This is a genomic window from Rhodosalinus sp. K401 (assembly GCF_041365735.1).
GTDB lineage: Bacteria > Pseudomonadota > Alphaproteobacteria > Rhodobacterales > Rhodobacteraceae > Rhodosalinus.
In genome coordinates this window covers 336,034-357,676 of record NZ_JBGFSI010000001.1, presented here as the reverse complement: position 1 = coordinate 357,676, position 21,643 = coordinate 336,034, and the positions used below count along the sequence as shown (strand labels likewise).

The 21,643-nt window shown below is 70.1% G+C and carries 22 protein-coding genes and 1 other RNA gene; 15 read left to right on the top strand and 8 right to left on the bottom strand.

Going from position 1 to position 21,643, the window contains the following annotated elements:
* Positions 1-25: 25 nt before the first annotated feature.
* The 3 genes from rnpB (at position 26) to AB6A66_RS01775 (ending at position 1,486) form a co-directional block, all read left to right on the top strand.
* An RNA gene (rnpB, locus tag AB6A66_RS01785) (RNase P RNA component class A) lies at positions 26-407 on the top strand.
* A gap of 127 nt (positions 408-534) precedes the next feature.
* Complete coding sequence (gene rpmG / locus AB6A66_RS01780; protein WP_371037894.1) at positions 535-702, top strand: 50S ribosomal protein L33; 168 nt, start codon at positions 535-537, stop codon at positions 700-702.
* Positions 703-796: 94 nt separating this feature from the next.
* Complete coding sequence (locus tag AB6A66_RS01775; RefSeq protein WP_371054530.1) at positions 797-1,486, top strand: VIT family protein; 690 nt, start codon at positions 797-799, stop codon at positions 1,484-1,486.
* A gap of 83 nt (positions 1,487-1,569) precedes the next feature.
* On the opposite strand, the gene AB6A66_RS01770 is transcribed toward AB6A66_RS01775, so the two are convergent.
* Both AB6A66_RS01770 and AB6A66_RS01765 read right to left on the bottom strand, forming a co-directional pair.
* Positions 1,570-2,343 (bottom strand): Bax inhibitor-1 family protein, encoded by a 774-nt coding sequence (locus AB6A66_RS01770; RefSeq protein ID WP_371054529.1) that lies wholly within the window; start codon positions 2,341-2,343, stop codon positions 1,570-1,572.
* Between the two features lie 148 nt (positions 2,344-2,491).
* Complete coding sequence (locus AB6A66_RS01765; RefSeq protein WP_371054528.1) at positions 2,492-2,701, bottom strand: DUF1127 domain-containing protein; 210 nt, start codon at positions 2,699-2,701, stop codon at positions 2,492-2,494.
* Between the two features lie 116 nt (positions 2,702-2,817).
* Between AB6A66_RS01765 and AB6A66_RS01760 the strand changes: the two genes are divergently transcribed.
* Positions 2,818-3,669: a LysR family transcriptional regulator gene (locus AB6A66_RS01760; RefSeq protein ID WP_371037890.1), complete on the top strand. Its 852-nt coding sequence runs from the start codon at positions 2,818-2,820 to the stop codon at positions 3,667-3,669.
* Here AB6A66_RS01760 and AB6A66_RS01755 read toward each other — a convergent pair.
* Positions 3,666-4,640, bottom strand: coding sequence for an NADPH:quinone oxidoreductase family protein (locus tag AB6A66_RS01755; protein ID WP_371054661.1), 975 nt, complete (start codon positions 4,638-4,640; stop codon positions 3,666-3,668). The two genes, AB6A66_RS01760 and AB6A66_RS01755, sit on opposite strands and share 4 nt — an antisense overlap.
* Positions 4,641-4,888: 248 nt before the next feature.
* Here AB6A66_RS01755 and AB6A66_RS01750 point away from each other — a divergent pair, with 248 nt between their 5' ends.
* The 7 genes from AB6A66_RS01750 to AB6A66_RS01720 all read left to right on the top strand — a co-directional run bounded on the left by AB6A66_RS01750 (position 4,889) and on the right by AB6A66_RS01720 (position 11,731).
* The gene (locus AB6A66_RS01750; RefSeq protein WP_371054527.1) at positions 4,889-5,272 is read left to right on the top strand and encodes a helix-turn-helix domain-containing protein; all 384 of its coding nucleotides are present in this window, start codon (positions 4,889-4,891) and stop codon (positions 5,270-5,272) included.
* Positions 5,273-5,314: 42 nt separating this feature from the next.
* Positions 5,315-6,106: a histidinol-phosphatase gene (gene hisN / locus AB6A66_RS01745; protein WP_371054526.1), complete on the top strand. Its 792-nt coding sequence runs from the start codon at positions 5,315-5,317 to the stop codon at positions 6,104-6,106.
* A 71-nt stretch (positions 6,107-6,177) separates the two neighbouring features.
* On the top strand, positions 6,178-7,575 hold the full coding sequence (gene mgtE, locus AB6A66_RS01740; protein WP_371037887.1) for a magnesium transporter: 1,398 nt from the start codon (positions 6,178-6,180) through the stop codon (positions 7,573-7,575).
* Positions 7,572-8,129 (top strand): 5-formyltetrahydrofolate cyclo-ligase, encoded by a 558-nt coding sequence (locus AB6A66_RS01735; RefSeq protein ID WP_371037886.1) that lies wholly within the window; start codon positions 7,572-7,574, stop codon positions 8,127-8,129. The genes mgtE and AB6A66_RS01735 overlap by 4 nt, the downstream gene beginning before the upstream one ends.
* Positions 8,130-8,182: 53 nt before the next feature.
* On the top strand, positions 8,183-8,995 hold the full coding sequence (locus AB6A66_RS01730; RefSeq protein WP_371054525.1) for a YmdB family metallophosphoesterase: 813 nt from the start codon (positions 8,183-8,185) through the stop codon (positions 8,993-8,995).
* Positions 8,996-8,997: 2 nt separating this feature from the next.
* A complete protein-coding gene (locus tag AB6A66_RS01725; protein ID WP_371054660.1) occupies positions 8,998-9,930 on the top strand; it encodes a DMT family transporter in 933 nt (310 codons plus the stop codon).
* 85 nt (positions 9,931-10,015) lie between these two features.
* Entirely contained in the window at positions 10,016-11,731 is a 1,716-nt protein-coding gene (locus tag AB6A66_RS01720) for an SLC13 family permease (protein WP_371054659.1), read from the top strand.
* Here AB6A66_RS01720 and AB6A66_RS01715 read toward each other — a convergent pair.
* The gene (locus AB6A66_RS01715; RefSeq protein WP_371037884.1) at positions 11,706-12,608 is read right to left on the bottom strand and encodes a DMT family transporter; all 903 of its coding nucleotides are present in this window, start codon (positions 12,606-12,608) and stop codon (positions 11,706-11,708) included. The genes AB6A66_RS01720 and AB6A66_RS01715 overlap by 26 nt on opposite strands.
* Positions 12,609-12,841: 233 nt before the next feature.
* Positions 12,842-14,611: an SLC13 family permease gene (locus AB6A66_RS01710; protein WP_371054524.1), complete on the bottom strand. Its 1,770-nt coding sequence runs from the start codon at positions 14,609-14,611 to the stop codon at positions 12,842-12,844.
* 144 nt (positions 14,612-14,755) lie between these two features.
* Between AB6A66_RS01710 and AB6A66_RS01705 the strand changes: the two genes are divergently transcribed.
* Positions 14,756-15,502, top strand: a complete 747-nt coding sequence (locus AB6A66_RS01705; RefSeq protein ID WP_371037882.1) for a YebC/PmpR family DNA-binding transcriptional regulator — start codon at positions 14,756-14,758, stop codon at positions 15,500-15,502.
* Positions 15,503-15,566: 64 nt separating this feature from the next.
* Complete coding sequence (locus AB6A66_RS01700; RefSeq protein WP_371054523.1) at positions 15,567-16,481, top strand: DMT family transporter; 915 nt, start codon at positions 15,567-15,569, stop codon at positions 16,479-16,481.
* 12 nt (positions 16,482-16,493) lie between these two features.
* On the opposite strand, the gene choV is transcribed toward AB6A66_RS01700, so the two are convergent.
* From choV to choX, 3 genes are all read right to left on the bottom strand, one after another.
* Complete coding sequence (gene choV / locus AB6A66_RS01695; RefSeq protein WP_371037880.1) at positions 16,494-17,525, bottom strand: choline ABC transporter ATP-binding protein; 1,032 nt, start codon at positions 17,523-17,525, stop codon at positions 16,494-16,496.
* Positions 17,522-18,355 carry a choline ABC transporter permease subunit gene (gene choW, locus AB6A66_RS01690; protein WP_371037879.1) on the bottom strand — a complete coding sequence of 278 codons (834 nt, stop codon included), beginning with the start codon at positions 18,353-18,355 and terminating at the stop codon, positions 17,522-17,524. Before choW ends, choV begins: the two co-directional genes overlap by 4 nt.
* 146 nt (positions 18,356-18,501) lie before the next feature.
* A complete protein-coding gene (gene choX, locus AB6A66_RS01685; protein WP_371054522.1) occupies positions 18,502-19,431 on the bottom strand; it encodes a choline ABC transporter substrate-binding protein in 930 nt (309 codons plus the stop codon).
* A 115-nt stretch (positions 19,432-19,546) separates the two neighbouring features.
* Here choX and betI point away from each other — a divergent pair, with 115 nt between their 5' ends.
* Both betI and betB read left to right on the top strand, forming a co-directional pair.
* Complete coding sequence (gene betI / locus AB6A66_RS01680; protein ID WP_371054521.1) at positions 19,547-20,152, top strand: transcriptional regulator BetI; 606 nt, start codon at positions 19,547-19,549, stop codon at positions 20,150-20,152.
* A gap of 4 nt (positions 20,153-20,156) precedes the next feature.
* On the top strand, positions 20,157-21,614 hold the full coding sequence (gene betB, locus AB6A66_RS01675) for a betaine-aldehyde dehydrogenase (RefSeq protein ID WP_371054520.1): 1,458 nt from the start codon (positions 20,157-20,159) through the stop codon (positions 21,612-21,614).
* The last annotated feature ends 29 nt before the right edge of the window (positions 21,615-21,643 follow it).

The following is a 21,643-nucleotide window of genomic DNA, read 5'->3' as shown; positions in this document are numbered from 1 at the left end:
GCGCGCGTGCCTATTTCCACGTGGCGCGGAGGGCCGGATGGCCGCGGCCCCTCGGGGTCGAGGAAAGTCCGGACTCCAGGAAGCGACGGTGCCGGGTAACGCCCGGGCGGGGCAACCCGACGGATAGCGCCACAGAGAACAGACTGCCCGCGTCCGACGCGGGTGAGGGTGAAACGGTGGGGTAAGAGCCCACCGGGCCTCCGGCAACGGCGGCCGCATGGCAAGCCCCACCGGGAGCAATGCCGAATAGGGACCTCGCGCGGGGCGATCCCCCGCAGGGCGCGCTTCGGCCCAGAGGTCCGGGTTGGCAGCTCGAGGCGCGCGGGCAACCGCGCGTCCAGATGAATGGCCATCCAGGGGGCGCTCGCGCCCCTGGACAAAATCCGGCTTACAGGCCCTCCGCGCAAGTTTTCCGGCCCGATGTCCCGGCTGTCGTCAGGCGCCGGGATTCCGGTTGACACGACAGGCTGCGCCGGTAAAAGGCGGACTTCAGGAATTCCACGGGGGCTCGCCCTCCGTTGCAGGAGTAGGACCATGGCGAAGCCGACGACCATCAAGATCCGCCTGAACTCCACGGCGGGGACCGGGCATTTCTACGTCACGAAGAAGAACGCCCGCACCATGACCGAGAAGTTCACCATCCGGAAATTCGATCCGGTGGCGCGCAAGCATGTCGAATACAAGGAAGGCAAGATCAAGTGATCTGAGCCGACCACCGAAGAGACCAGGGGCCACGCCGCGCGCGTGGCCCTTTTCGTATCCGCCCCGTCGCGATTGAGTTGCAGTAAAGACAACGATGCCGAAGGAAGGTCACTACGTCACCCGGACCGGCTGGTTGCGCGCGGCGGTGCTGGGCGCGAATGACGGCATCGTCTCGACCGCGAGCCTTCTCGTGGGCGTGCTCGCGGCCGGCATGGACCGTCCCGCGGTTCTGTTGACGGGCCTCGCGGGGCTTACGGCGGGGGCGTTCTCGATGGCGGCGGGCGAATACGTGTCGGTCGCCGCGCAGTCGGACTCGGAGGCCGCCGATCTCGAGCGTGAACGCCGCGCGCTGGCGCAGGATCCCGACTACGAGCTGGAAGAGCTTGCCGGCGGGCTCGAGGCGCGCGGCGTGGCGGAGGATCTCGCGGTGGAGGTCGCGCGGCAGATGACCGATCACGACGCGCTCGACGCCCATGCGCGCGAGGAACTGGGCCTGAGCTATTCGGCGCCGCCCGAACCATTGCGTGCGGCCGTGGCGTCGGCGGCGGCCTTCGCGATCGGGGCCGGCCTACCGCTCGGGGCCGCGGTCCTCGCGCCTCAGGGCGGTGCCGCGCTGGGCATGGTGGCCGCGGTGACGCTTGTCGCGCTGGCGCTTCTCGGCGCCGCGGGCGCCCTGGCGGGCGGTGCGCCGGTGGGGCGGGCGGTGATCCGCGTGCTGCTCTGGGGTGGGCTGGCGATGGCGGTCACGGCGGGCGTCGGGCGGATCTTCCACATGGCGGTGTGACGGCGGTCCCGCCGCGCTCGCGGCACGAAAAAGGGGCCAGTCTGATGACCGGCCCCTCGCGCGTTTCCGTTAAACGATCGGGCTTATTCCTGCTGGCCCATGAACATGAGCAGGAACTGGAACATGTTCAGGAAGCTGATGTAGAGCGCGAGCGCCCCGTCATAGGCCGCCTTGTCCAGCCAGTCCTGATCGCCATGCGCGGCGTGCGCGACGTAGGTGCTCTTGATCTCCTGCGTGTGGAACGCCGTCAGGCCGGCGAAGATCAGCACGCCGAGTGCCGAGATCGCGAACATCATCGCGGGCGACTGCAGGAAGATGTTGATGACCATGGCCACGATCAGGCCGATCACGCCCATCACCAGGAACGATCCCCAGCCCGACAGGTCCCGCTTCGTGGTGTAGCCCCAGAGCGAAAGGCCCGCGAAGGCGATCGCGGTCACGAGGAAGGTCTGCGTGATCGAGTAGGACGTGAACACCAGGAAGATCGAGCTGAGCGACAGCCCGATCAGTGCGGCAAAGCCGAAGAAGGCCAGTTGTACCGCCGCCGCGGGCGCGCGGCGCAGGAGCGAGCCCCAGCCGAAGAAGATGAATGCCAGCGGCGCGAGCATGATGACCCAGCGCAGCGGCGACATGTAGATCGCCTGCCCGAGACCGGTCAGGTACTCGCCCTCGCGGAGCATGACGCCCGTCGGCTCGGTCGTCGTCGCGAGACCCGAAATCGCCCAGGCGGCCAGCGCGGTGATGAGCATGCCCACGGACATGGTGCCGTAGACCTTGTTCATGTGGGCGCGCAGCCCCGCGTCGATTTCCGCGCTGCGGACACCGGTCGCAGTCCGCATCGTGTTGTATTCAGCCATTTTCCGTCAAGCCTCCGTCCAAGATCCCTGCTGAGACGCAACCGCATGCACGCGGGCAGCGGTCCTCGGGTATCATATCGGTAGGACAGGGGCAGTTTTCAAGGTTTTCCGGTGCCGGATCGCGCGATATGCGACGCCGTGCCCCGTTTCAGCGCCGCCAATACGTCGGCACGTCCCAGATCGGGCGGCAGGCCTCCGCCAGCGCCTCGTCGCGGGTGAGGCCGATGTCCCTCAGCCGGCTCGCGTCGAGCTTGGCCAGCGCGCGGCGCTGACGGGCGAGTGCGAACATGTCGCCAAGCCGGGCCAGGCGGATGCGCGGGGCGGGACGCGCACGCCCCAGCGTGGTTTCGGAGTGCATGAGTGTCATCCTTGTTTCGTGATCAAAGGGATCGGTGTGATTTCAAGGGTTGATGTAGGGGCGCCCAAAGAATATTGGAAACGAATGTTTTTGAATAATCAGATCAACAGGGGTGATTGATGCGGAACCTGGACATCGGCGTTCTGCGCTCCTTCGTCGCGGTGGCCGAAACCGGCGGCGTGACACGGGCGGCGGGACTTTTGAACCTGACGCAATCGGCCGTCTCCATGCAGCTCAAGCGCCTCGAGGAGGTTCTGGGCCTTGCCGTCCTCGAACGGTCGGGCCGGGGGGTCGCGCTGACCGGTGCGGGCGAGCAGCTTCTGGGCTACGCGCGGCGCATGGTGGAAACCAACGACGAGGCGTTCAGCCGCCTGACCCACAAGGCGTTCGAGGGCGAGATCGTGCTCGGCGTGCCGCTCGACATCGTGAACCCGGTGATCCCGCAGGTGCTGCGCCGGTTCGCCACCGATTTCCCGCGCGTGAAGGTGCAGCTTCTGTCGCTTTACACCGATATGCTGAAGGACATGCTCGCGCGCGGCGCGTGCGATTTGATCCTGACGACCGAGGCGCGGGCCGACGCGGGCGCCGAGACGCTGCGCGAGGTTCCGTTGCGCTGGGTCGGCGCGCCGGGCGGCAGCGCGGCGCGGTCGAGGCCGCTGCGGCTGGGCTATTGCCGCCACTGCACGTTCCGTCGTGGCGACATCGCGCGGCTCGACGCGGCCGGCATCCCCTGGGAGATGGCGGTGGAGTCGGATTCCGACCGCACGATCGAGGCCACGGTGAGTGCCGATCTCGCGGTGACGACCATGCTCGAGGGCACCGAGCCCGGGCACCTGGAATGCCTGCCCCCGGGCACGCTGCCCGATCTCGGCGTGCAGAAGATCAACCTTTACCGGAACCCGACCGCGACCCCCGAGGTGGCCGACGCGCTTTGCGCGCTCCTGCGGCAGGGGTATGGCGGGCTCTAGCCCGGCGCGTCGCCGATGCGCACCACGACCTTGCCCGTGGCGCGACGCGTGCGCAGAAGCTCCAGCGCCTCGCCCGCCTCGCAGAGCGGCAGGACATGGCCGACATGCGGGGCGAGCCGTCCCTCGCCATGCCAGCGCAGGAGTTCCGCGAGGCTCGCGGTGACCGCCTCGGGACGGAAGCGGAAGTAGCCGCCCCAGTAGAAGCCCATCACCGACAGGTTCTTGACCAGCAGATGGTTGGCGCGGATCTCTGGCACCTCGCCGCTCGCGAAGCCGATCGAGAGGATCCGCGCCTCGGGCCGCGCGGCGCGCAGCGCCGCCGCGAAAAGCGGCCCGCCCACCGGGTCGTAGACGACATCCGCGCCGCCCAGGGCTTGCACGCGCTCGCGCAGCTCGCCCGCCTCGCTGTCCACCAGATGCGCCGCGCCGGCGCGGCGCGCGATCTCCAGCCGGTCGGCGCCGCGGGCGCAGGCGACGACCTCGGCGCCCATCAGCGCCCCGATCTCCACCGCCGTAAGCCCCACGCCGCCGGCCGCGCCCAGCACCAGCAGCCTTTCGCCCGGTTCGAGCCGCGCGCGCCGCGCGAGCGCGAGGTGGCTGGTGCCGTAGGCCACGAGAAAGCCCGCCGCGGTCACGTCGTCCATCGAGCCGGGCAGGGGAACCGCCCGCTCGGCCGGAAAGCAACCCAACTCGGCAAGCCCGCCATGGCCGCCGAAGACGGCCACGCGGGTGCCGGGGGCGGGCCCGGGCGTTCCGGGCCCGAGCGCCTCGACGCGGCCCGCGACCTCCATCCCCGGTGTGAAGGGGGCGTCGGGCATGTCCTGGTAGGTGCCGCGCAGCATCAGCAGATCGGCGAAATTCAGTCCGCAGGCCGAGATGCGCACCAGCACTTCGCCCGGACCCGGCCGGGGCCGGGCGATCCGGACGAGCCGGGGCGTCGCGCCCTGCGCCTCGACGCGGAAGGCGCGCATTTCGGTGTCGTCTGCGCTCATGTGTCCCGTCCTTTCGATCCTGCCGCCGCTTCGCAAGCCGTCTTGTGGTTTACCCAACGTCAAGAAAAAAACGACTCCTCCGGGAATCGGGATTTGCTATATCGCGTCGCTATCCGCGGTCCCGGCCGTGATCCACCTCGAACGACCCGCGTGTGCGAGCGAGGCGCCGGGTCCGCGAGGTGGTCAGACGAGACTGTGACGAGTGGTCCTTCCTGTCGGAGGTTTTCATGGTTCATCCCGTTGACGTTCATGTTGGCCGACGGATCCGCCAGCGGCGTTTGCTGATCGGCATGACGCAGCAGCAACTGGCGCAGGCCGTCGGCATAAAGTTCCAGCAGATCCAGAAATACGAAACCGGCGCGAACCGCGTCAGCGCGTCCCGGCTCTGGGACATCGCCGATGCGCTCGACGTGCCGGTCAGCGTTTTCTTCGAGGGGATCGACGGCGGCGCCGACACGTCCGGGGGAACGGCCTCGCGGTCGCGCGGCGTGCCCGCCAGCCTGCTCGACGACAAGGAGGCGCTGGATCTCGTGCGATCCTACTACGCCATCCCCGCGAACCAGCGCCGGCGCCTCTTCGAGCTGGCGCGCGTTCTCGGCGACGTGGTCTGAGCCGCGGTGACGTCGGACCGGCTCAGCCTCCCCCCCCTCCCGATGGACGAGCAGGCCGCGATCGTCGCGACCGCCGACGCGCTCGCGGAGACGGCCCGGCGTGCCGTGCTGCCCCATTTCCGAAATCCCGCGCTTGGCGCCGACAACAAGGCGGCCCGGGGCTACGATCCGGTCACCGAGGCCGACCGCGCCGCCGAGACGGCGATGCGCGCGCATCTGGCCCGCGCCCGGCCCCGCGACGCCATCCTCGGCGAGGAGTTCGGCGAGGTTGCGGGCGAGAGCGGCCTGACCTGGATGCTCGATCCCATCGACGGCACGCGCGCCTTCATCGTGGGCGCGCCGACATGGGGGGTGCTGATCGCGCTCTGCGACGCGGGCGGGCCGGTCTACGGCGTGATCGACCAGCCCTACACCGGGGAGCGTTTCGCGGGCGGGTTCGGCGCGGCGCGCATGACCGGCCCCGCAGGCGCCCGGACCCTCGCCACGCGCGCCACCCGCAGCCTGGATGAGGCGATCCTCCTGACGACCTTCCCCGAGATCGGCAGCGCGGACGAGCGCGCGGGCTTTGCGGACGTGGCGGCGCAGGTGCGGCTGGTGCGTTATGGCCTCGATTGCTACGCCTACGCGCTTCTGGCCGCGGGGCATGTCGACCTCGTGATCGAGGCCGGGCTCGCACCCTACGACATCGCCGCGCCCATCGCGGTGATCGAGGCGGCCGGGGGATGCGTCACGGACTGGCGCGGGGGCCCCGCGCATGGCGGCGGCCGCGTGCTCGCCGCCGCCAACGCCGACGTGCACGCCGCCGCGCTGCATATCCTCGCGCGGGTGCCCTGATCGGTGCGCGGCCCCTGTCGCTTGCGACCGGCTTCGCATAGATATCCGCCCATCGGCAGGAGGGGCGCGGCATGAACGACGACACGGACCAGATCGAGCCCGAAGCGGACCTCGAGGACGAAGACGCATACGCTCTCGACCGGCGCAAGGTGGCAGCGGTTCTCGAGGCCGTCGACCGCGACGACGCGGGCGAACTCGCCGACCTGCTGGAGCCGCTGCACGCCGCCGACATCGCGGACCTGATCGAACAGATCAACCCGTTCGACCGCCGGCGCCTCGTGGCGCTCGCCGGGTCGGCGATCGACGGCGAGATCCTCAGCGAACTCGAGGAGAGCATCCGCGAGGACGTGATCGCGCTGCTGCGTCCCGAGGTGCTGGCCGACGCCGTGCGCGACCTCGACAGCGACGACGTCGTGGACCTGCTGGAGGATATGGAGGCCGACCAGCAGCAGGCGCTTCTGGGCGCGCTGTCCGCCTCCGAGCGCGCGGCGGTGCAGCAGTCGCTCACCTATCCCGAGCAGTCGGCCGGGCGTCTCATGCAGCGCGAGGTCGTGATGGCGCCCGAGCACTGGACGGTGGGGCAGTCGATCGACCACATGCGCGAGCGCGAAGACCTGCCGGAGCAGTTCTACCACGTCATCCTCGTGGATCCGAAGCTGCATCCCGTCGGAAACGTCACTCTGGGCAAGATCATGTCCTCGCGCCGGAACGTGCCGCTGCGCGATCTCGTGGAAGACTCGTTCCGCGTGATCCCGGCCACCCAGGACGAGGGCGACGTGGCCTACGCCTTCAACCAGTATCACCTCATCTCGGCCCCGGTGGTGGACGAGAACGAACGGCTCGTCGGCGTGATCACCATCGACGACGCGATGGCGGTCCTCGACGAGGAGCACGAGGAGGACATCCTCCGCCTCGCGGGCGTGACCGAGGAGGCGAGCCTCGCCGACACGGTGCTCGAGGCGGCGCGCGGCCGCGCCACCTGGCTTTTCGTGAACCTTCTGACGGCGATCTTCGCCTCCGTGGTGATCGACCTTTTCGCCGATACCATCGAGCAGATGGTCGCGCTCGCCGTCTTGATGCCCATCGTGGCCTCGATGGGCGGCAATGCGGGCACGCAGACCATGACGGTGGCGGTGCGCTCCATCGCCACCCGCGACCTGACCTCGCAGAACGCCTTGCGCGTGGCCTGGCGCGAGCTGTCGGTGGGCGCGCTCAACGGCGCGCTCTTCGGGCTGCTCATGGCGGGGGTGGCGGCGGCCTGGTTCGGGGTGCCGATGCTCGCGGCCGTGATCGCGCTGGCGATGCTGCTCACGCAACTCTCGGCCGCGCTTGCGGGGATCGCGATCCCGATCCTGCTGGACCGGCTCGGCATCGACCCGGCGCTCGCGTCGGGGCCATTCGTGACCACGGTGACCGATGTCGTCGGCTTCTTCGCCTTCCTCGGCCTGGCGACCGTGGTGCTGCTGTGAGCGCGCTCGAGGAAGAGAAGAGGGCCGCGCGCGCGGCGGCCTTCGCGCGCCGCAAGGCGGCCTTCGAGGCGCAGGGCCCGGACGCGGCGGCGCATCTCTCGGCCTTTCTCGCCGGTCACCGGGGCGTTGCCGTCTCGGGCTACCTGCCCATCCGGACCGAGATAGACCCGCGCCCCGCCATGGCCGAGGCCGCGGCCCATGGCCCGGTCGGCGTCCCGGTGATCCGCGGCCCCGGGAGGCCGCTGGTGTTCTCGCGCTGGCGACCGGGCTGCGTGCTCGTGCCGGGCCCCTTCGGCGCCGAGGTGCCGCAGGACGAGGAACTGATCGAGCCCCGCATCGTGATCGTGCCGCTGGTGGCCTTCGACCGGAAGGGCGGGCGGCTGGGCTACGGGGGCGGTTTCTACGACCGGACGCTCGCGCGCCTGCGCGCGGCGCGGCCGACGCTGGCGGTGGGCTTCGCCTTCGCAGCGCAGGAGGCAGAGGCGCTGCCGCTGGAGGAGACCGACCAGCCGCTCGACCTCGTGGTGACCGAGGCGGGCCTCATCGAGGTCTGAAACCCGCGTTTCGCCCTTGCCGAGCGGCCCATGCCGCCCTAGGCCCAACACGCATGAAGATGCTTTACCTGGGAGACGTCGTCGGCCGCGCCGGCCGGGAGGCGGTGACCGCGCGGCTGCCGAAGCTGCGAGAGGACTGGCGGCTGGATTTCGTCGTGGTGAACGGCGAGAACGCGAGCCACGGCATGGGCCTCACGGGCGCGCATGCGAAGCTCTTCCTCGATGCCGGGGCGGACGTGGTCACGCTGGGCGACCATGCCTTCGACCAGAAGGACATGCTTCGGTTCATCGAGACGGAGCCGCGCATCATCCGCCCGCTGAACTACGCCAAGACCGCGCCGGGGCGCGGGCAGGGCGTCTTCGCCGCGCGGGGCGGGCGGAAGGTGCTCGTCGCGCAGGCGCTCGGGCGGGTGTTCATGAACCGCGCCTTCGACGACCCGTTCTCGGCCGTGGACGCGACGCTGCGCGCCCATCCGCGCGGCGGCATGGTGCAGGCGGCGATCGTGGATATCCATTGCGAGGCCACGTCGGAAAAGATGGGCATGGGCCATTTCTGCGACGGTCGCGCGAGCCTCGTGGTCGGAAGCCACACGCATGTCCCCACGGCCGACGCCCAGATCCTGCCCGGCGGAACCGCCTTCCAGTCCGACGCGGGCATGTGCGGCGACTACAACTCGGTGATCGGCATGGACCGCGCCGAGCCCCTGCGCCGTTTCGTCACCGGCATGGGCAAGGGCCGGTTCGTGCCGGCCGAGGGGGAGGCCACGCTCTGCGGCACCTATGTCGAGACCGACGACCGGACCGGCGCGGCCACCCGCGTCGCGGCGGTGCGCCTCGGCGGGCGGCTCGCGGAGGCGCACCCGTGACCATGTCCGAGCGGGTGGGCCTCGTCTTCGCGCTGGTCGTTCTCGGGGCAGGGTGGGGGCTGACGCAGCCGCTGGCCAAGATCGCGGTGACGGGCGGCTACCGGCATTTCGGGATGATCTTCTGGCAGCTCGCGATCGGCGCCGTGGCGCTTGGCGCGCTCTGCCTCGCGCGGGGGCGGCGGCTGCCGCTCGGGCCGCGCCACCTGAAGCTTTACGCGCTCGTCGCGCTGATCGGGACGATCCTGCCCAACTCGGCGAGCTACCAGGCCGCGGGGCACCTGCCGGCTGGGGTGATCTCGATCCTGATCTCGCTGGTGCCGATGTTCGCCTTTCCCGTCGCCCTCGTGCTCGGGATCGACCGCGTGTCCTGGCTGCGCCTCGCCGGGCTTTCCGCCGGGCTTCTCGGCGTCGTCCTTCTCGTCGCGCCCGAGACGAGCCTGCCCGATCCGGCGATGATCCTCTGGGTGCCGGTGGCGCTGGTCGCGCCGTTTTTCTACGCGCTCGAGGGCAATTACGTCGCCCGGTGGGGCACCGAGGGGCTGGACGCCATCCAGACGCTGTTCGGCGCGTCGGTGATCGGCTGCGCGCTGGCCTTGCCGCTCGCCGTCGGATCGGGTCAGTGGATCGATCCGCGCCCGCCCTGGGAGCTGCGGGACCTGGCCGTGGCGGGGATCGCGGTCGTGCATGCCGGGGTCTACGCGGGCTATGTCTGGATGGTGGGCCGCGCCGGGGCCGTCTTCGCGGCGCAGGTCAGCTATCTCGTCACGCTCTGGGGCATCGTCTGGGCCAAGCTCATTCTCGGCGAAAGCTATTCGGGATGGGTCTGGGGCGCGCTTGCGCTGATGATGGTGGGCCTCTTTCTGGTGCAGCCGCGCCCCCGCGGCGCGGCTCTTGCCCCGGTGCTGCCGGTGGAGCAGACTGGCCGCCGCGCCTGAGGCCGGCCGGGGACCGTCATTGATCGAATTACTGCACCTCAGCCCGTCCGCCGAAGCGGCGGTGGCGCTTGCCACGGTGGGCGTGATGTTCGTGCTGTTCGTGCGCGAGGTCTACCCGACCGAAGTGGTGGCGCTGGGCGGCGCGGCTTTCCTGCTCGTCACGGGCATCCTGCCCTACGACGCGGGGCTCGCCGTTCTTTCGAACCCCGCGCCCTGGACCATCGCGGCGATGTTCATCGTCATGGGGGCCCTCGTGCGTACCGGCGCGCTCGACGCCTTCACGTCGCTCGCCGCCGCGCAGGCCACCACCCGCCCGCGCCTCGCGCTCGCGCTGCTGCTGGCCTTCGTGATCGCCGCCTCGGCGGTGGTGTCGAACACGCCCGTGGTCGTCGTGATGATCCCGGTCTTCGTCCAACTCGCCCGGTCGATGGGGCTGCCGGTCTCGAAGCTGCTGATCCCGCTCTCCTACGCGGCCATCCTCGGCGGCACGCTCACGCTGATCGGCACCTCGACGAACCTTCTGGTGGACGGGGTCGCGCGCTCGCAGGGGCTTGCGCCCTTCACCATCTTCGAGGTCACGCCGCTGGGCCTTGCGCTGGTGACGTGGGGAATGATCTATCTTCGCCTCTTCGGAGTGCGCCTGCTGCCCGAGCGCGGCAGCCTGGCCGACCTGCTGTCGGACAGATCGCGGATGAAGTTCTTCACCGAGGCGGTGATCCCGCCCGAATCGAACCTGATCGGCCGCGAGGTGCTCGGCGTGCAGCTCTTCAAGCGCGAGGGCGTGCGGCTCGTCGACGTGATCCGGGGCGACGAGTCGCTGCGCCGCGATCTCGACGGCGTCACGCTTCAGGTCGGCGACCGGGTGGTGCTGCGCACCCAGATGACCGAGCTTCTGAGCCTTCAGAACAACAAGTCGCTCAGGCGCGTCGACCAGATCTCGGCCAAGGAGACGACGACGGTGGAGGTGCTGATCACCCCGGGCGCCCGCATGGTCGGCCGTCGGCTGGGCGACCTGCGCCTGCGCCGGCGCTACGGGGTCTACCCGCTCGCCGTGCACCGCAGGAACCAGAACATCGGCCGCAAGATCGACGACCTGGTGGTGCGGGTGGGCGACACGCTTCTTCTGGAAGGGGCGCCCGAGGACATCAACCGGCTGGCGCAGGACATGGGGCTCGTCGATGTCTCGCACCCCTCGGCGCGCGCCTTCCGGCGCGGACATGCGCCGCTCGCGGTGGCGGCGCTGATCGGTATCGTGGCGCTTGCCGCGTTCGGTCTTGCGCCGATCCTGATGCTGGCGATCGTGGCGGTCGCGCTCGTGCTGCTGACGCGCTGCATCGACGCGGACGAGGCGTTCTCCTTCGTGGACGGGCGGCTTCTGGCGCTGATCTTCTCGATGCTGGCGGTCGGCGCGGCCCTGGAGTCGTCCGGCGCCGTCGTGCTGATCGTGGAGACCGCGGCGCCCTGGCTTCACGGCCTGCCCGCGCCGCTGGTGGTCTGGGCGGTCTACCTGCTGACATCGGTGCTGACCGAGCTCGTCTCCAATAACGCGGTTGCGGTGGTGGTGACCCCGATCGCCATCGGCCTGGCCGAGGCGATGGGCGTGGACCCGCGCCCGCTCGTCGTGGCGGTGATGGTCGCGGCCTCGGCCAGCTTCGCAACGCCCATCGGCTACCAGACCAACACCATGGTCTACGGCCCAGGCGGCTATCGCTTCACCGATTTCCTGAAGGTGGGCATCCCGCTCAACCTGACCATGGGGATGCTCGCCTCGGCGCTCATCCCGCTGATCTGGCCGCTCTGAGCCGGCGCGACCGGCGCAGCCCGATCCAGTTGCTGATGGCGAGCGCGCCGAGAACCATCGCCCCGCCCGCGAGTGTCCAGGGCCCGGGCGCCTCGTCGACCACCGCCCAGACGAGCAGCGGCCCGAGAATGGCCTCGAGCAGCATGATCAGGCTCACATCCGCCGCGGGCAGGTAGCGCGGGCCCGTGGCGAGGCAGGCGAAAGCCACCGGCACCACGAAAAGGCCCATGGCCGCCATCCAGATCCGGTCGGGCGCGGGGACGGCCACGCCGGGCGCCACGAGCCCCGCGAAAAGCCCCGCGGCGAGCGCACCGAGCCCGGTGAACGGCACCGCGCTGCCCGAACTCCGCGTGGCGCGCGCAAGAGAGAAGACGACCGCGAGGCAGACCGCCGCGACGAGCGCCGCCGCGTCGCCGGCAAGCGACCCGGTCGCGCCGCCGCCCTTCGCGCTGCCCGCCGCGATCACGGCGATGCCGGCCAGTGTCGCGGCGATGGTGATCCAGGTGCGTCGGCCCACCGTCTCGCCCAGCACGAAGCGGGCGATGAGGGCCGCGAAGACGGGCGAGGTGGACAGGATGAAGAGCGTGTTGGCGACGAGCGTGTTCGTCGCGGAATAGACGAAGGCGATGTTGCCGATGCCGTAGGCCACCGCGATCCCCAGCCCGGTGGGGCCGGCGCGCAGGAGGCTGCGCAGTCCGCGCGCGCCGGTCAGGGCGAGGTAGACGCCGAGGATCAGCGCGCCCGACAGCGTGCCGCGCCAGAAGGTCTGCGTCCAGGCCCCGGCGTCGATCAGCCGGATGAGGAGGGTGTCGGGCGATATGACGATCACGCCCGCAAGCGTGATCGCCAGCCCCTTGGCGTAGTCGCTCGAGGTCATGCGGCGCCGTCGGGCCCGTGAGGGCGCGTCGCGGGAGTGAGCAAGATCTGGGCCATGGGACGACGTCCTTCGTTTCGATGTGTCTTCGGGCAGAAACGCCCACGCGGCCGCGCGGCGACGGGTAGGGCCGCCGGCAGCGCGGCCTCGCCCGTGCCCCGCGCCGGGCCATGTGGTGTGGGCGATGTCCGTTCGGCCGGGAGCCTAGGGTGCGGGGCACGCCCCGGCAATCCCGCTCAGACCCAGACCAGCAGGATGACCGGCACCGCGACGGCCACCACGATCACCTCGAGCGGCAGGCCCATCTGCCAGTAGTCGCCGAAGCGATAGCCGCCCGGGCCCAGGATCAGCGTGTTGTTCTTGTGCCCGATGGGGGTGAGGAAGGCGCAGGACGCGCCCACCGCCACCGCCATCAGGAACGCATCGGGCGACACGCCGAGCGCGCGGGCCATCTCGATCGCCACGGGCGCGGCCACGACCGCCGTCGCGGTGTTGTTCAGCACGTCCGAGAGCGTCATCGTCACCACCATGAGCGCGGCCAGAACGGCCCAGACCGGCCAGCCCGCGGTGAGGTTCGTGAGGTTTTCCGCGATGAGCCGCGTGCCGCCCGCTGCGTCGAGCGCGCCGCCAAGGGCGATCATGCTGCCCAGAAGCACCAGCACCGGCCATTCCACGTGGTCGTAAAGCTCGCGCACGGGGAGGATGCCGAGCAGAACGTATCCGACCACGACGATGCCGAGGCCGATGGGCAGGTAGACGAGCCCCACGCTCGCCGCCGCCACCGCCGCGGCGAAGAGCCCGATGGCCGCCCAGGTCTTGGTGTTCTGCGTCACCGTGAGGCCGCGGTCGGCCAGGGGCAGCACTCCAAGCCACTCCACGACGGTCGTCGCGCTTTCCTTCGGCGCGAGCAGAAGCAGGATGTCGCCCGGCCGCACCTTGGTGCGCCGCATCTGTTCGGTGATGCGCCGGCCCTGCCGCGAGATGCCCATGAGAACCGTGTGCTGGCGCCAGAGAAGCCCGACGGAGTGCACGGTCTTTCCCGCGATCCGTGCGCCTTCGGGCACCACGACCTCGATCAGGGTCAGGCCCGATCCCTCCGCCTTGAGCTTGTCTTCGTGCCCCTTGTCCGCGAAGCCGAGCGAGAGCGCGCTGCGGAACTCCTCGAGCGCGGCGGGCGTGGCCTCCAGCACCAGCGCGTCGCCCGCTTGCAGTTTCGTGTTGGCCGAGGTGCCGTAGCGCCGCTTGTCGTCCCGGATCAGGCCGATGATCGCGACATCGGTCTCCTCCGCCGTGACGTAGAGTTCCCGTACGCGCTTGCCGATCACCTCGCTGTCGTCGGGCACGGTCAGTTCGGCGACGTATTCGGTGACCTTCTCGACATGCTCGGCGACGTCGCCGCGAGAAGGGATCAGGCGCCAGCCCACCAGGGCCACGAAGGCCAGGCCCGCCACCGCGGTCGCCACGCCCACGGGCGCGAAGTCGAACATGCCGAAAGGCGCGCCGAGGCTCTCTTCGCGGATGCCCGCGATGATGATGTTGGGCGGGGTTCCGATCAGCGTGACCATGCCGCCGAGGATCGTGGCGAAGGACAGCGGCATCAGGGTCCGGCCGGGCGGCCGGCCCGCCTTGCGCGCGGTCGTCACGTCCACCGGCATCAGGAGCGCCAGCGCCGCCACGTTGTTGATGAAACCCGAGAGCGCGGCGCCGATCCCGCCCATCACGGCGATATGCCCCTGAACGCCGCGTGCGCTGTCGGTCACGGTCCGGGTCAGAAGATGCACCGCGCCCGACCGGACGAGCCCCGCCGAGACGATGAGGACCAGCGCGACGATCACCACCGCCGGGTGGCCGAAGCCCGCGAACGCCGCGTCCTCGGGAACGACACCCAGCGCGACGCCCGCCAGCAGCGCCGAGAAGGCCACGATGTCGTAGCGCCAGCGCCCCCAGACCAGCAGTGCGAACACCGCGCCGAAGAGCGCGAAGAGGATGGTCTGCTCGAACGTCATGGCCGCGACCATAGCCACCGCCACGCCGGGGCGGAAGGTGCCGCGCCGCTTTCGCGTGCGCCGAGCGGCGGGATTGCTCCGGCCCGGCGCATTGCCTATAGACGCGGGCAGTCGTCAGACGAGACACAGATCAGAGGTCCCTTCATGGCCGGCCATTCCAAATGGGCCAACATCCAGCACCGCAAGGGGCGCCAGGATGCGGCACGCTCCAAGCTCTTCTCCAAGCTCTCCAAGGAGATCACCGTCGCCGCCAAGATGGGCGACCCCGATCCCGACAAGAACCCGCGGCTGCGCCTCGCGATCAAGGACGCGAAGGCGAGTTCCATGCCCAAGGACAACATCGAGCGCGCGATCAAGAAGGCCGCGGGCGGCGAGGGCGACGCCTACGAGGAGATCCGCTACGAGGGCTACGGCCCGGGCGGCGTGGCGGTGATCGTCGAGGCGATGACCGACAACCGCAACCGCACCGCCTCGAACGTGCGGGCGACCTTCGGCAAGCACGGCGGCAACCTGGGCGAGACGGGCTCGGTCGGGTTCATGTTCGAGCGCAAGGGCGAGATCGTCTACCCGGCCTCCGTGGGCGACGCCGAAGCGGTGCTGGAAGCCGCGATCGAGGCGGGCGCCGAGGACGTGGAAAGCTCGGGTGACGGGCACGTGATCTGGTGCGTGGACACCGACCTCAACGACGTCGCCTCGGCGCTCGAGGAGAACCTTGGCGAGTCGGAGACCACGCGCCTTGTCTGGAAACCCGCCACCACCACGGAACTCGACCTCGAGGGGATGCAGAAGCTGATGAAGCTCGTCGACGCCCTCGAGGACGACGACGACGTGCAACGCGTCACCACCAACTTCGATGCCTCCGACGAGGTGATGGAGCAACTCGCCTCCTGATCGGCCTCGGGGCGCGGGCAGCGGGGCCTTGCCCCCGCCCGCGCTTTGCGGTCCCTTGCGCGGCATGGCAACGCCCGCACCCCTTCCTGAACCGCGCCCCGTCGCGGGTGTCCTCTGGATGCTTCTGACAGGCCTCTGCTTCGTGGCGGTCATCGCGCTCGTGAAATACCTGGGCGACGGCATCCCCGCGGCGCAGTCGGCCTTCCTGCGCTATCTGCTGGGCCTCGTTTTCGTGCTGCCGATGCTGCGCCCGCTCCTGCGCGCGCGGCCGACGCGGCGCGAGCACGGGCTTTTCGCCGCGCGGGGGCTTCTCCATGCGCTGGGCGTGATCCTGTGGTTCTACGCGATGACGCGCATTCCCATCGCCGAGGTCACGGCGATGAACTACCTCTCGCCGGTCTACGTCACGCTGGGCGCGGCGATTTTCCTTGGCGAAAGGCTGGCGGTCCGGCGGGTGGCGGCGGTGGTCGTCGCGCTGATGGGCGCGCTGCTGATCCTGCGGCCGGGCTTTCGCGACCTCGATCCGGGCCACCTCGCCATGCTGGGCACGGCGGTGATCTTCGGCGGGTCCTACCTTCTTGCCAAGGCGCTGTCGGACGCGGCGAGCCCGGCGGTGGTGGTGGCGATGCTGTCCTTCTGGGTGACGGCGGGGCTCGCCCCGGTGGCGCTCGCCGTCTGGGTGCCGCCCAGCATGCATGACCTCGCGGTGCTTCTGGGCGTGGCCTTCTTCGCCACGGCGGGGCACTTCACCATGACGCTGGCCTTCCGCGCGGCCCCGATCACCGTGACCCAGCCGGTCACCTTCCTTCAGCTCGTCTGGGCGGTGACGCTGGGCGCGGTCGTCTTCGGCGAACCGGTCGATCCCTTCGTGATCCTGGGCGGGCTCGTGATCGTGGGCTCGGTGGTCTTCATCTCCTGGCGCGAGGCGGTGCTGAAACGCCGCTCCATCACGCCGCCGGCGCCGGCCACCAAGCTCTGAGCGCGGCGCGGCTCAGGCGCCGCGCGGGTCGATCAGGCGGGAGAGGATGCCGTTCCGGGTGATCCGCCCGACGAGACGGCCATCCTCCATGACCCCGACCGGCGTCTCGTGGCCTTGCGCGGCCTCCATGACCTCGTGGATTGTGGCGCCCGGGGAGACGGTGATCTCCGGCATGTGGCCGGTCGCCGGTTCCATCACGTCGCGGGCGGTCAGAACGCCGAGCGGGTTCATGTGGGCCACGAACTCGGCCACGTAGTCGGTGGCGGGATCGGTGAAGATCTGCTGCGGCGTGCCGCACTGGACGATCCGCCCGCCCTCCATGATGGCGATGCGATTGCCGATCTTGAACGCCTCGTCGAGATCGTGGGAGACGAAGACGATGGTGCGGCGCAGGCGCTCCTGCAACTCCAGAAGCTCGTCCTGAAGCCGCGTGCGGATGAGCGGGTCGAGCGCGGAGAAGGGTTCGTCCATCAGCAGGATCGGCGCATCCGTCGCGAAGGCGCGGGCGAGGCCCACGCGCTGCTGCATGCCGCCCGAAAGCTCGCCCACCTTGCGGTCGGCCCAGTCCGAAAGGCCGACGAGCTCGAGTTGCGCGGCGACCCGCTCGCGCCGTTCCGCCCTGGAAACCCCCGCAAGCTCGAGCCCGAGCCCCACGTTCTCGGCCACCGTCCGCCAGGGCAGGAGGCCGAACTGCTGGAACACCATCGCGACGTGGCGCTGGCGCATCCGGCGCAGCGTCGCCGCGTCGGCGTGGGTCACGTCCACCATGTGCTCGCCGTCGTTCACCCGCACCTGGCCGCGCGCCACGGGGTTGAGCCCGTTGACCGCCCGCAACAGCGTGGACTTGCCCGAGCCCGACAGCCCCATCAGCACGACGATCTCGCCGGTTTCGACCTCGAGCGTGCAGTCGTGCACGCCGAGCACCTGTCCCGTGGCCGCCTGCACCTCGGCGCGGGTCCGGCCCTCGTCCATCAGCGGCAGGGCGCGCCCGGGCGCCTCGCCGAACACGATGGAGACATTGTCGAACTCGACCGCGGCGGTCATTTGCGTTCCACCCGGAGCATGCGGTCGAGGATGATGGCCACGACCACGATGACGAAGCCCGACTCGAAGCCGAGCGAGGTGTTGACCTGGTTGAGCGCGCGCACCACCGGCACGCCGAGCCCGTCCGCGCCCACCAGCGCCGCGATAACCACCATGGAGAGCGAGAGCATGATGGTCTGGTTGAGCCCGGTCATGATCTGCGGCAGCGCGTAGGGCAGTTCCACCTTCCAGAGCGTCTGCCCGTCGGTCGCGCCGAAGGCGCGCGCGGCCTCCAGAAGCGCCGTGGGTGTGGACGAGATACCGAGATGGGTCAGCCGGATCGGCGCGGGCAGCACGAAGATCACCGTGGCGATGAGGCCGGGAACCATCCCGATGCCGAAGAAGACGATTGCCGGGATGAGGTAGACGAAGGGGGGCAGCGTCTGCATCAAATCGAGCACCGGCCGGAGCCACGCGTAGAAGCCCGGGCGATGCGCGGCCGCGATGCCGACGGGAACGCCCACCCCCATGCAGACCACGCAGGCCGAGGCGACGAGCGTGATGCTTTCCAGCGTTTCCTCCCAGTAGCCCTGGTTGAGGATGAAGAGGAAGCCGAGGAAGGTGAAGAGCGGCGCCTTCCATGTGCGCTGCAACGCGAAGGTCAGCGCCGTGAAGGCGGCCACGACGATCAGGGGGTGCGGCGTCTCCAGGACCCAGAGGATCGCGTCGATGAGCGCCTCCATGGCGCCGGCGAGCCCGTCGAAGAACCAGGCGCCATTGACTTGAAGCCAGTCGAACATGGTCCCGGCGACATCGCCGACCGGGATCTTGCGCTCGGTGAGCCACTCCATATGCCGTGTTTCCCTGTCCTGTCGGGCCTGTTCTGGCGGCCGGGGCGCGTGTGCGCGCGGCCCGATACGGAACGCACCGCCGCCCCTGCCGACCTCTCCCCTTGGGCCGGGGGCGCGGCGCCTCGCGGCGCCGCGCCGCGCCGCGTTCAGTTCAGGCCAAGCTCCTGCGAGACCGCCGCGGCCGCGTCCGAGCCGTCACGGGCGGTGACGCCCTCGAGCCAGCCCATGACGGTCTCGGGGTTCCGTTGCATCCACGCCACGGCGGCCTCGCGCGGGTCGGCGCCATCGTCCAGGATCGCGCCCATGATCTCGTTCTCCATGGCGAGCGAGAATTCGAGATTTTGCAGGAACGCGCCCAGGTTGGGGCACTCCTCCACGAAACCCGCCCTGACATTGGTGTAGACGGTGGCGCCGCCGAGATCGGGGCCGAACCAGTCGTCGCCGCCCGTAAGGTAGGTGAGGTCGAAATTCGCGTTCATCGGGTGCGGCTCCCAGCCGAGAAACACGATCGGATCGCCCGACCGCGTGGCGCGGGCCACCTGCGCGAGCATGCCCTGCTCGGAGCTTTCGACCACGTCGAAGCCCGAGAGGCCGAAGGCGTCGCTTTCGATCATGTCGAGGATCAGGCGGTTGCCGTCATTGCCCGGCTCGATGCCGTAGATGCTCTCGTCGAGCGCATCGGCATGGGCGGCGATATCGGCGAAACTCGTGATGCCGAGTTCAGCGCCGTGCGCGTTGGTGGCCAGCGTGTATTTCGCGCCCTCGAGGTTGGCGCGCACCGTGTCCACGGTGCCGTCCTCGCGGTAGGGTGCGATATCGTTTTCCATCGTGGGCATCCAGTTGCCCAGAAAAACGTCCACGTCCCCGTTGGAAAGCGAGACGTAGGTCACCGGAACGGACAGCACCTTGGTCTCGGTGTCGTAGCCCAGCGCGTCGAGGACCGCGGTGGTGGCGGCGGTGGTCGCGGTGATGTCGGTCCAGCCCACGTCCGAGAACGTGACCGTGTCGCAATCCGCGAGCGCCGGCAGCGCGGCGGCCGAGAGCGCGAGGGTGGAGAGGGTGGTCCTGAAGGTCATGTCGGGTCTCCCTTGTCGGTTCGGTTTTTCTTGATTGACGCATCAATAAAAAACCATCTAGCCTTCGGATGCTACAGTCGGGTGAGCCCGGCCTCGAGTCAACGCGGGACATGGGATGCCGAAGACGGGAATGGAGCCGATCCGCCGCGCCGCGCTTGTGGAGGCCACGATCGACGAGATCGGGCAGGCCGGAACGCTTGACGTGACCGTGGCGCAGATCGCGCGCCGCGCCGGCATGTCGAGCGCGCTCGCGCATCACTATTTCGGCGGCAAGGAACAGATCTTCCTCGCGGCGATGCGCCATGTCCTCGCGCTCTATGGCGCGTGTGTGCGCGGCGCCCTGGCGATGGCCGACGGCCCGCACGCCCGGCTGGAGGCGATCGTGCGCGCGAGCTTCGCGGGCGAGAACTTCCGGCCCGAGGTGATCTCGGCCTGGCTCAACTTCTACGTCCTCGCGCAGCGCAACGCCGACGCGCGGCGGCTTCTGACGATCTACCAGGCGCGGCTCCGCTCGAACCTGCGCCATGCCCTCCGCCCGCTCGCGGGCGACGATGCGGCGCGGCTGGCCGAGACGGCCGCGGCCCTGGTGGACGGCGTCTATCTCCGCGAGGGGCTCGGGCAGGGCGCGCCCGACGCCCAGGCCGCGGCCGAGCTCGTGCTGGGCTGCCTCGCGCCCCATCTCGACGCCGCCGGGCGCGGCGTCCCGGACAAGGAAAGGTGACCCGATGACCGTCGATCCCCGGCCCAAGGCCAGCCATTTCGTCGCCGGGCGCCCGGTGGAGGACACCGCGGGCGACCCGATCCCGGTGATCTACCCCGCCACCGGCGAGGAGATCGCCCGCGTTCACGCCGCGACGCCGGACGTGGTGGAGGCCGCGCTGGCCTCCGCCCACGCCGCGCAGGAGGACTGGGCGGCGCGCCCCGGCGTGGAGCGGGGCCGCGTGCTGCGCCGCGCCGCCGACATCATGCGCGAGCGCAACCGCGAGCTCTCGGAGCTCGAGACGCTCGACACCGGCAAGCCTCTGCAGGAGACGCTCGTGGCCGACGCCACCTCCGGCGCCGACGCGCTGGAGTATTTCGGCGGGCTCGCCGGCGCGCTCACGGGCGAGCACATCCCGCTCGGTCAGGACTGGGCCTACACCGTGCGCGAGCCGCTCGGGCTCTGCGTCGGGATCGGGGCCTGGAACTACCCCACGCAGATCGCCTGCTGGAAGGCCGCGCCGGCGCTCGCCTGCGGCAACGCGATGGTGTTCAAGCCCTCCGAGACGACGCCGCTTTGCGCCCTGAAGGTCGCCGAGATCCTCGTCGAGGCCGGGCTTCCCGAGGGCCTCTTCAACGTTGTGCAGGGGGCGGGCGAGGTGGGGCACGCGCTTGTCACCGATCCGCGCGTGGCCAAGGTCTCGCTCACCGGCTCGGTGCCCACGGGGCGAAAGGTCTACCAGGCGGCGGCGGAGGGGATACGCCACGTCACCATGGAGCTCGGCGGCAAGTCGCCGCTTCTGGTCTTCTCGGACGCCGATCTCGAGAACGCGGTGGGCGGTGCGATCCTCGGCAATTTCTACTCGACGGGGCAGGTCTGCTCGAACGGCACGCGGGTCTTCGTGGAGCGCGGCATCAAGGAGCGCTTCCTCGACCGGCTCACCGAGCGGCTGGAGGGGATCGCGATGGGCGACCCGCTCGACGAGGCCACGAATTTCGGCCCGATGGTGAGCGCGCGGCAGCGCGAGATCGTGCAGGGCTACATCGCCAAGGGGCAGGAGGAGGGCGCGCGGCTCGTCCATGGCGGCGGCCGGCCCAACCGCCCGGGCTTCTGGATCGAGCCCACGGTCTTCGCCGACGTCACCGACGACATGACCATCGCCCGGGAAGAGATCTTCGGGCCTGTGCTGAGCGTGCTCGATTTCGACGGGGAGGAGGAGGCGATCCGCCGCGCCAACGCGACGGAATACGGCCTCTCGGCGGGCGTGTTCACCCGCGATCTCGCCCGCGCGCACCGGGTGATCGGACGGCTGCGGGCCGGGTCGTGCTACATCAACTCCTACAACGACGCGCCGGTCGAAGTGCCCTTCGGCGGCACGAAGGCGTCGGGGGTCGGGCGCGAGAACTCGCGTGCCGCGATCGAGCACTACTCGCAGCTGAAGTCGGTATTCGTGCGGATGGGCGACGTGGAGGCGCCCTACTGAACGGGCGGCCCCGCGCGGCGCCGCCTCGC

Coding starts and splice junctions, on each gene's coding strand:
- rpmG (WP_371037894.1), top strand. CDS start 535: ATGGCGAAGCCGACGACCATCAAGATCCGCCTGAACTCCACGGCGGGG.
- AB6A66_RS01775 (WP_371054530.1), top strand. CDS start 797: ATGCCGAAGGAAGGTCACTACGTCACCCGGACCGGCTGGTTGCGCGCG.
- AB6A66_RS01770 (WP_371054529.1), bottom strand. CDS start 2,343: ATGGCTGAATACAACACGATGCGGACTGCGACCGGTGTCCGCAGCGCG.
- AB6A66_RS01765 (WP_371054528.1), bottom strand. CDS start 2,701: ATGCACTCCGAAACCACGCTGGGGCGTGCGCGTCCCGCCCCGCGCATC.
- AB6A66_RS01755 (WP_371054661.1), bottom strand. CDS start 4,640: ATGCGCGCCTTCCGCGTCGAGGCGCAGGGCGCGACGCCCCGGCTCGTC.
- AB6A66_RS01750 (WP_371054527.1), top strand. CDS start 4,889: ATGGTTCATCCCGTTGACGTTCATGTTGGCCGACGGATCCGCCAGCGG.
- hisN (WP_371054526.1), top strand. CDS start 5,315: ATGGACGAGCAGGCCGCGATCGTCGCGACCGCCGACGCGCTCGCGGAG.
- mgtE (WP_371037887.1), top strand. CDS start 6,178: ATGAACGACGACACGGACCAGATCGAGCCCGAAGCGGACCTCGAGGAC.
- AB6A66_RS01730 (WP_371054525.1), top strand. CDS start 8,183: ATGAAGATGCTTTACCTGGGAGACGTCGTCGGCCGCGCCGGCCGGGAG.
- AB6A66_RS01725 (WP_371054660.1), top strand. CDS start 8,998: ATGTCCGAGCGGGTGGGCCTCGTCTTCGCGCTGGTCGTTCTCGGGGCA.
- AB6A66_RS01720 (WP_371054659.1), top strand. CDS start 10,016: ATGTTCGTGCTGTTCGTGCGCGAGGTCTACCCGACCGAAGTGGTGGCG.
- AB6A66_RS01715 (WP_371037884.1), bottom strand. CDS start 12,608: ATGACCTCGAGCGACTACGCCAAGGGGCTGGCGATCACGCTTGCGGGC.
- AB6A66_RS01710 (WP_371054524.1), bottom strand. CDS start 14,611: ATGACGTTCGAGCAGACCATCCTCTTCGCGCTCTTCGGCGCGGTGTTC.
- AB6A66_RS01705 (WP_371037882.1), top strand. CDS start 14,756: ATGGCCGGCCATTCCAAATGGGCCAACATCCAGCACCGCAAGGGGCGC.
- AB6A66_RS01700 (WP_371054523.1), top strand. CDS start 15,567: ATGGCAACGCCCGCACCCCTTCCTGAACCGCGCCCCGTCGCGGGTGTC.
- choV (WP_371037880.1), bottom strand. CDS start 17,525: ATGACCGCCGCGGTCGAGTTCGACAATGTCTCCATCGTGTTCGGCGAG.
- choW (WP_371037879.1), bottom strand. CDS start 18,355: ATGGAGTGGCTCACCGAGCGCAAGATCCCGGTCGGCGATGTCGCCGGG.
- choX (WP_371054522.1), bottom strand. CDS start 19,431: ATGACCTTCAGGACCACCCTCTCCACCCTCGCGCTCTCGGCCGCCGCG.
- betI (WP_371054521.1), top strand. CDS start 19,547: ATGCCGAAGACGGGAATGGAGCCGATCCGCCGCGCCGCGCTTGTGGAG.
- betB (WP_371054520.1), top strand. CDS start 20,157: ATGACCGTCGATCCCCGGCCCAAGGCCAGCCATTTCGTCGCCGGGCGC.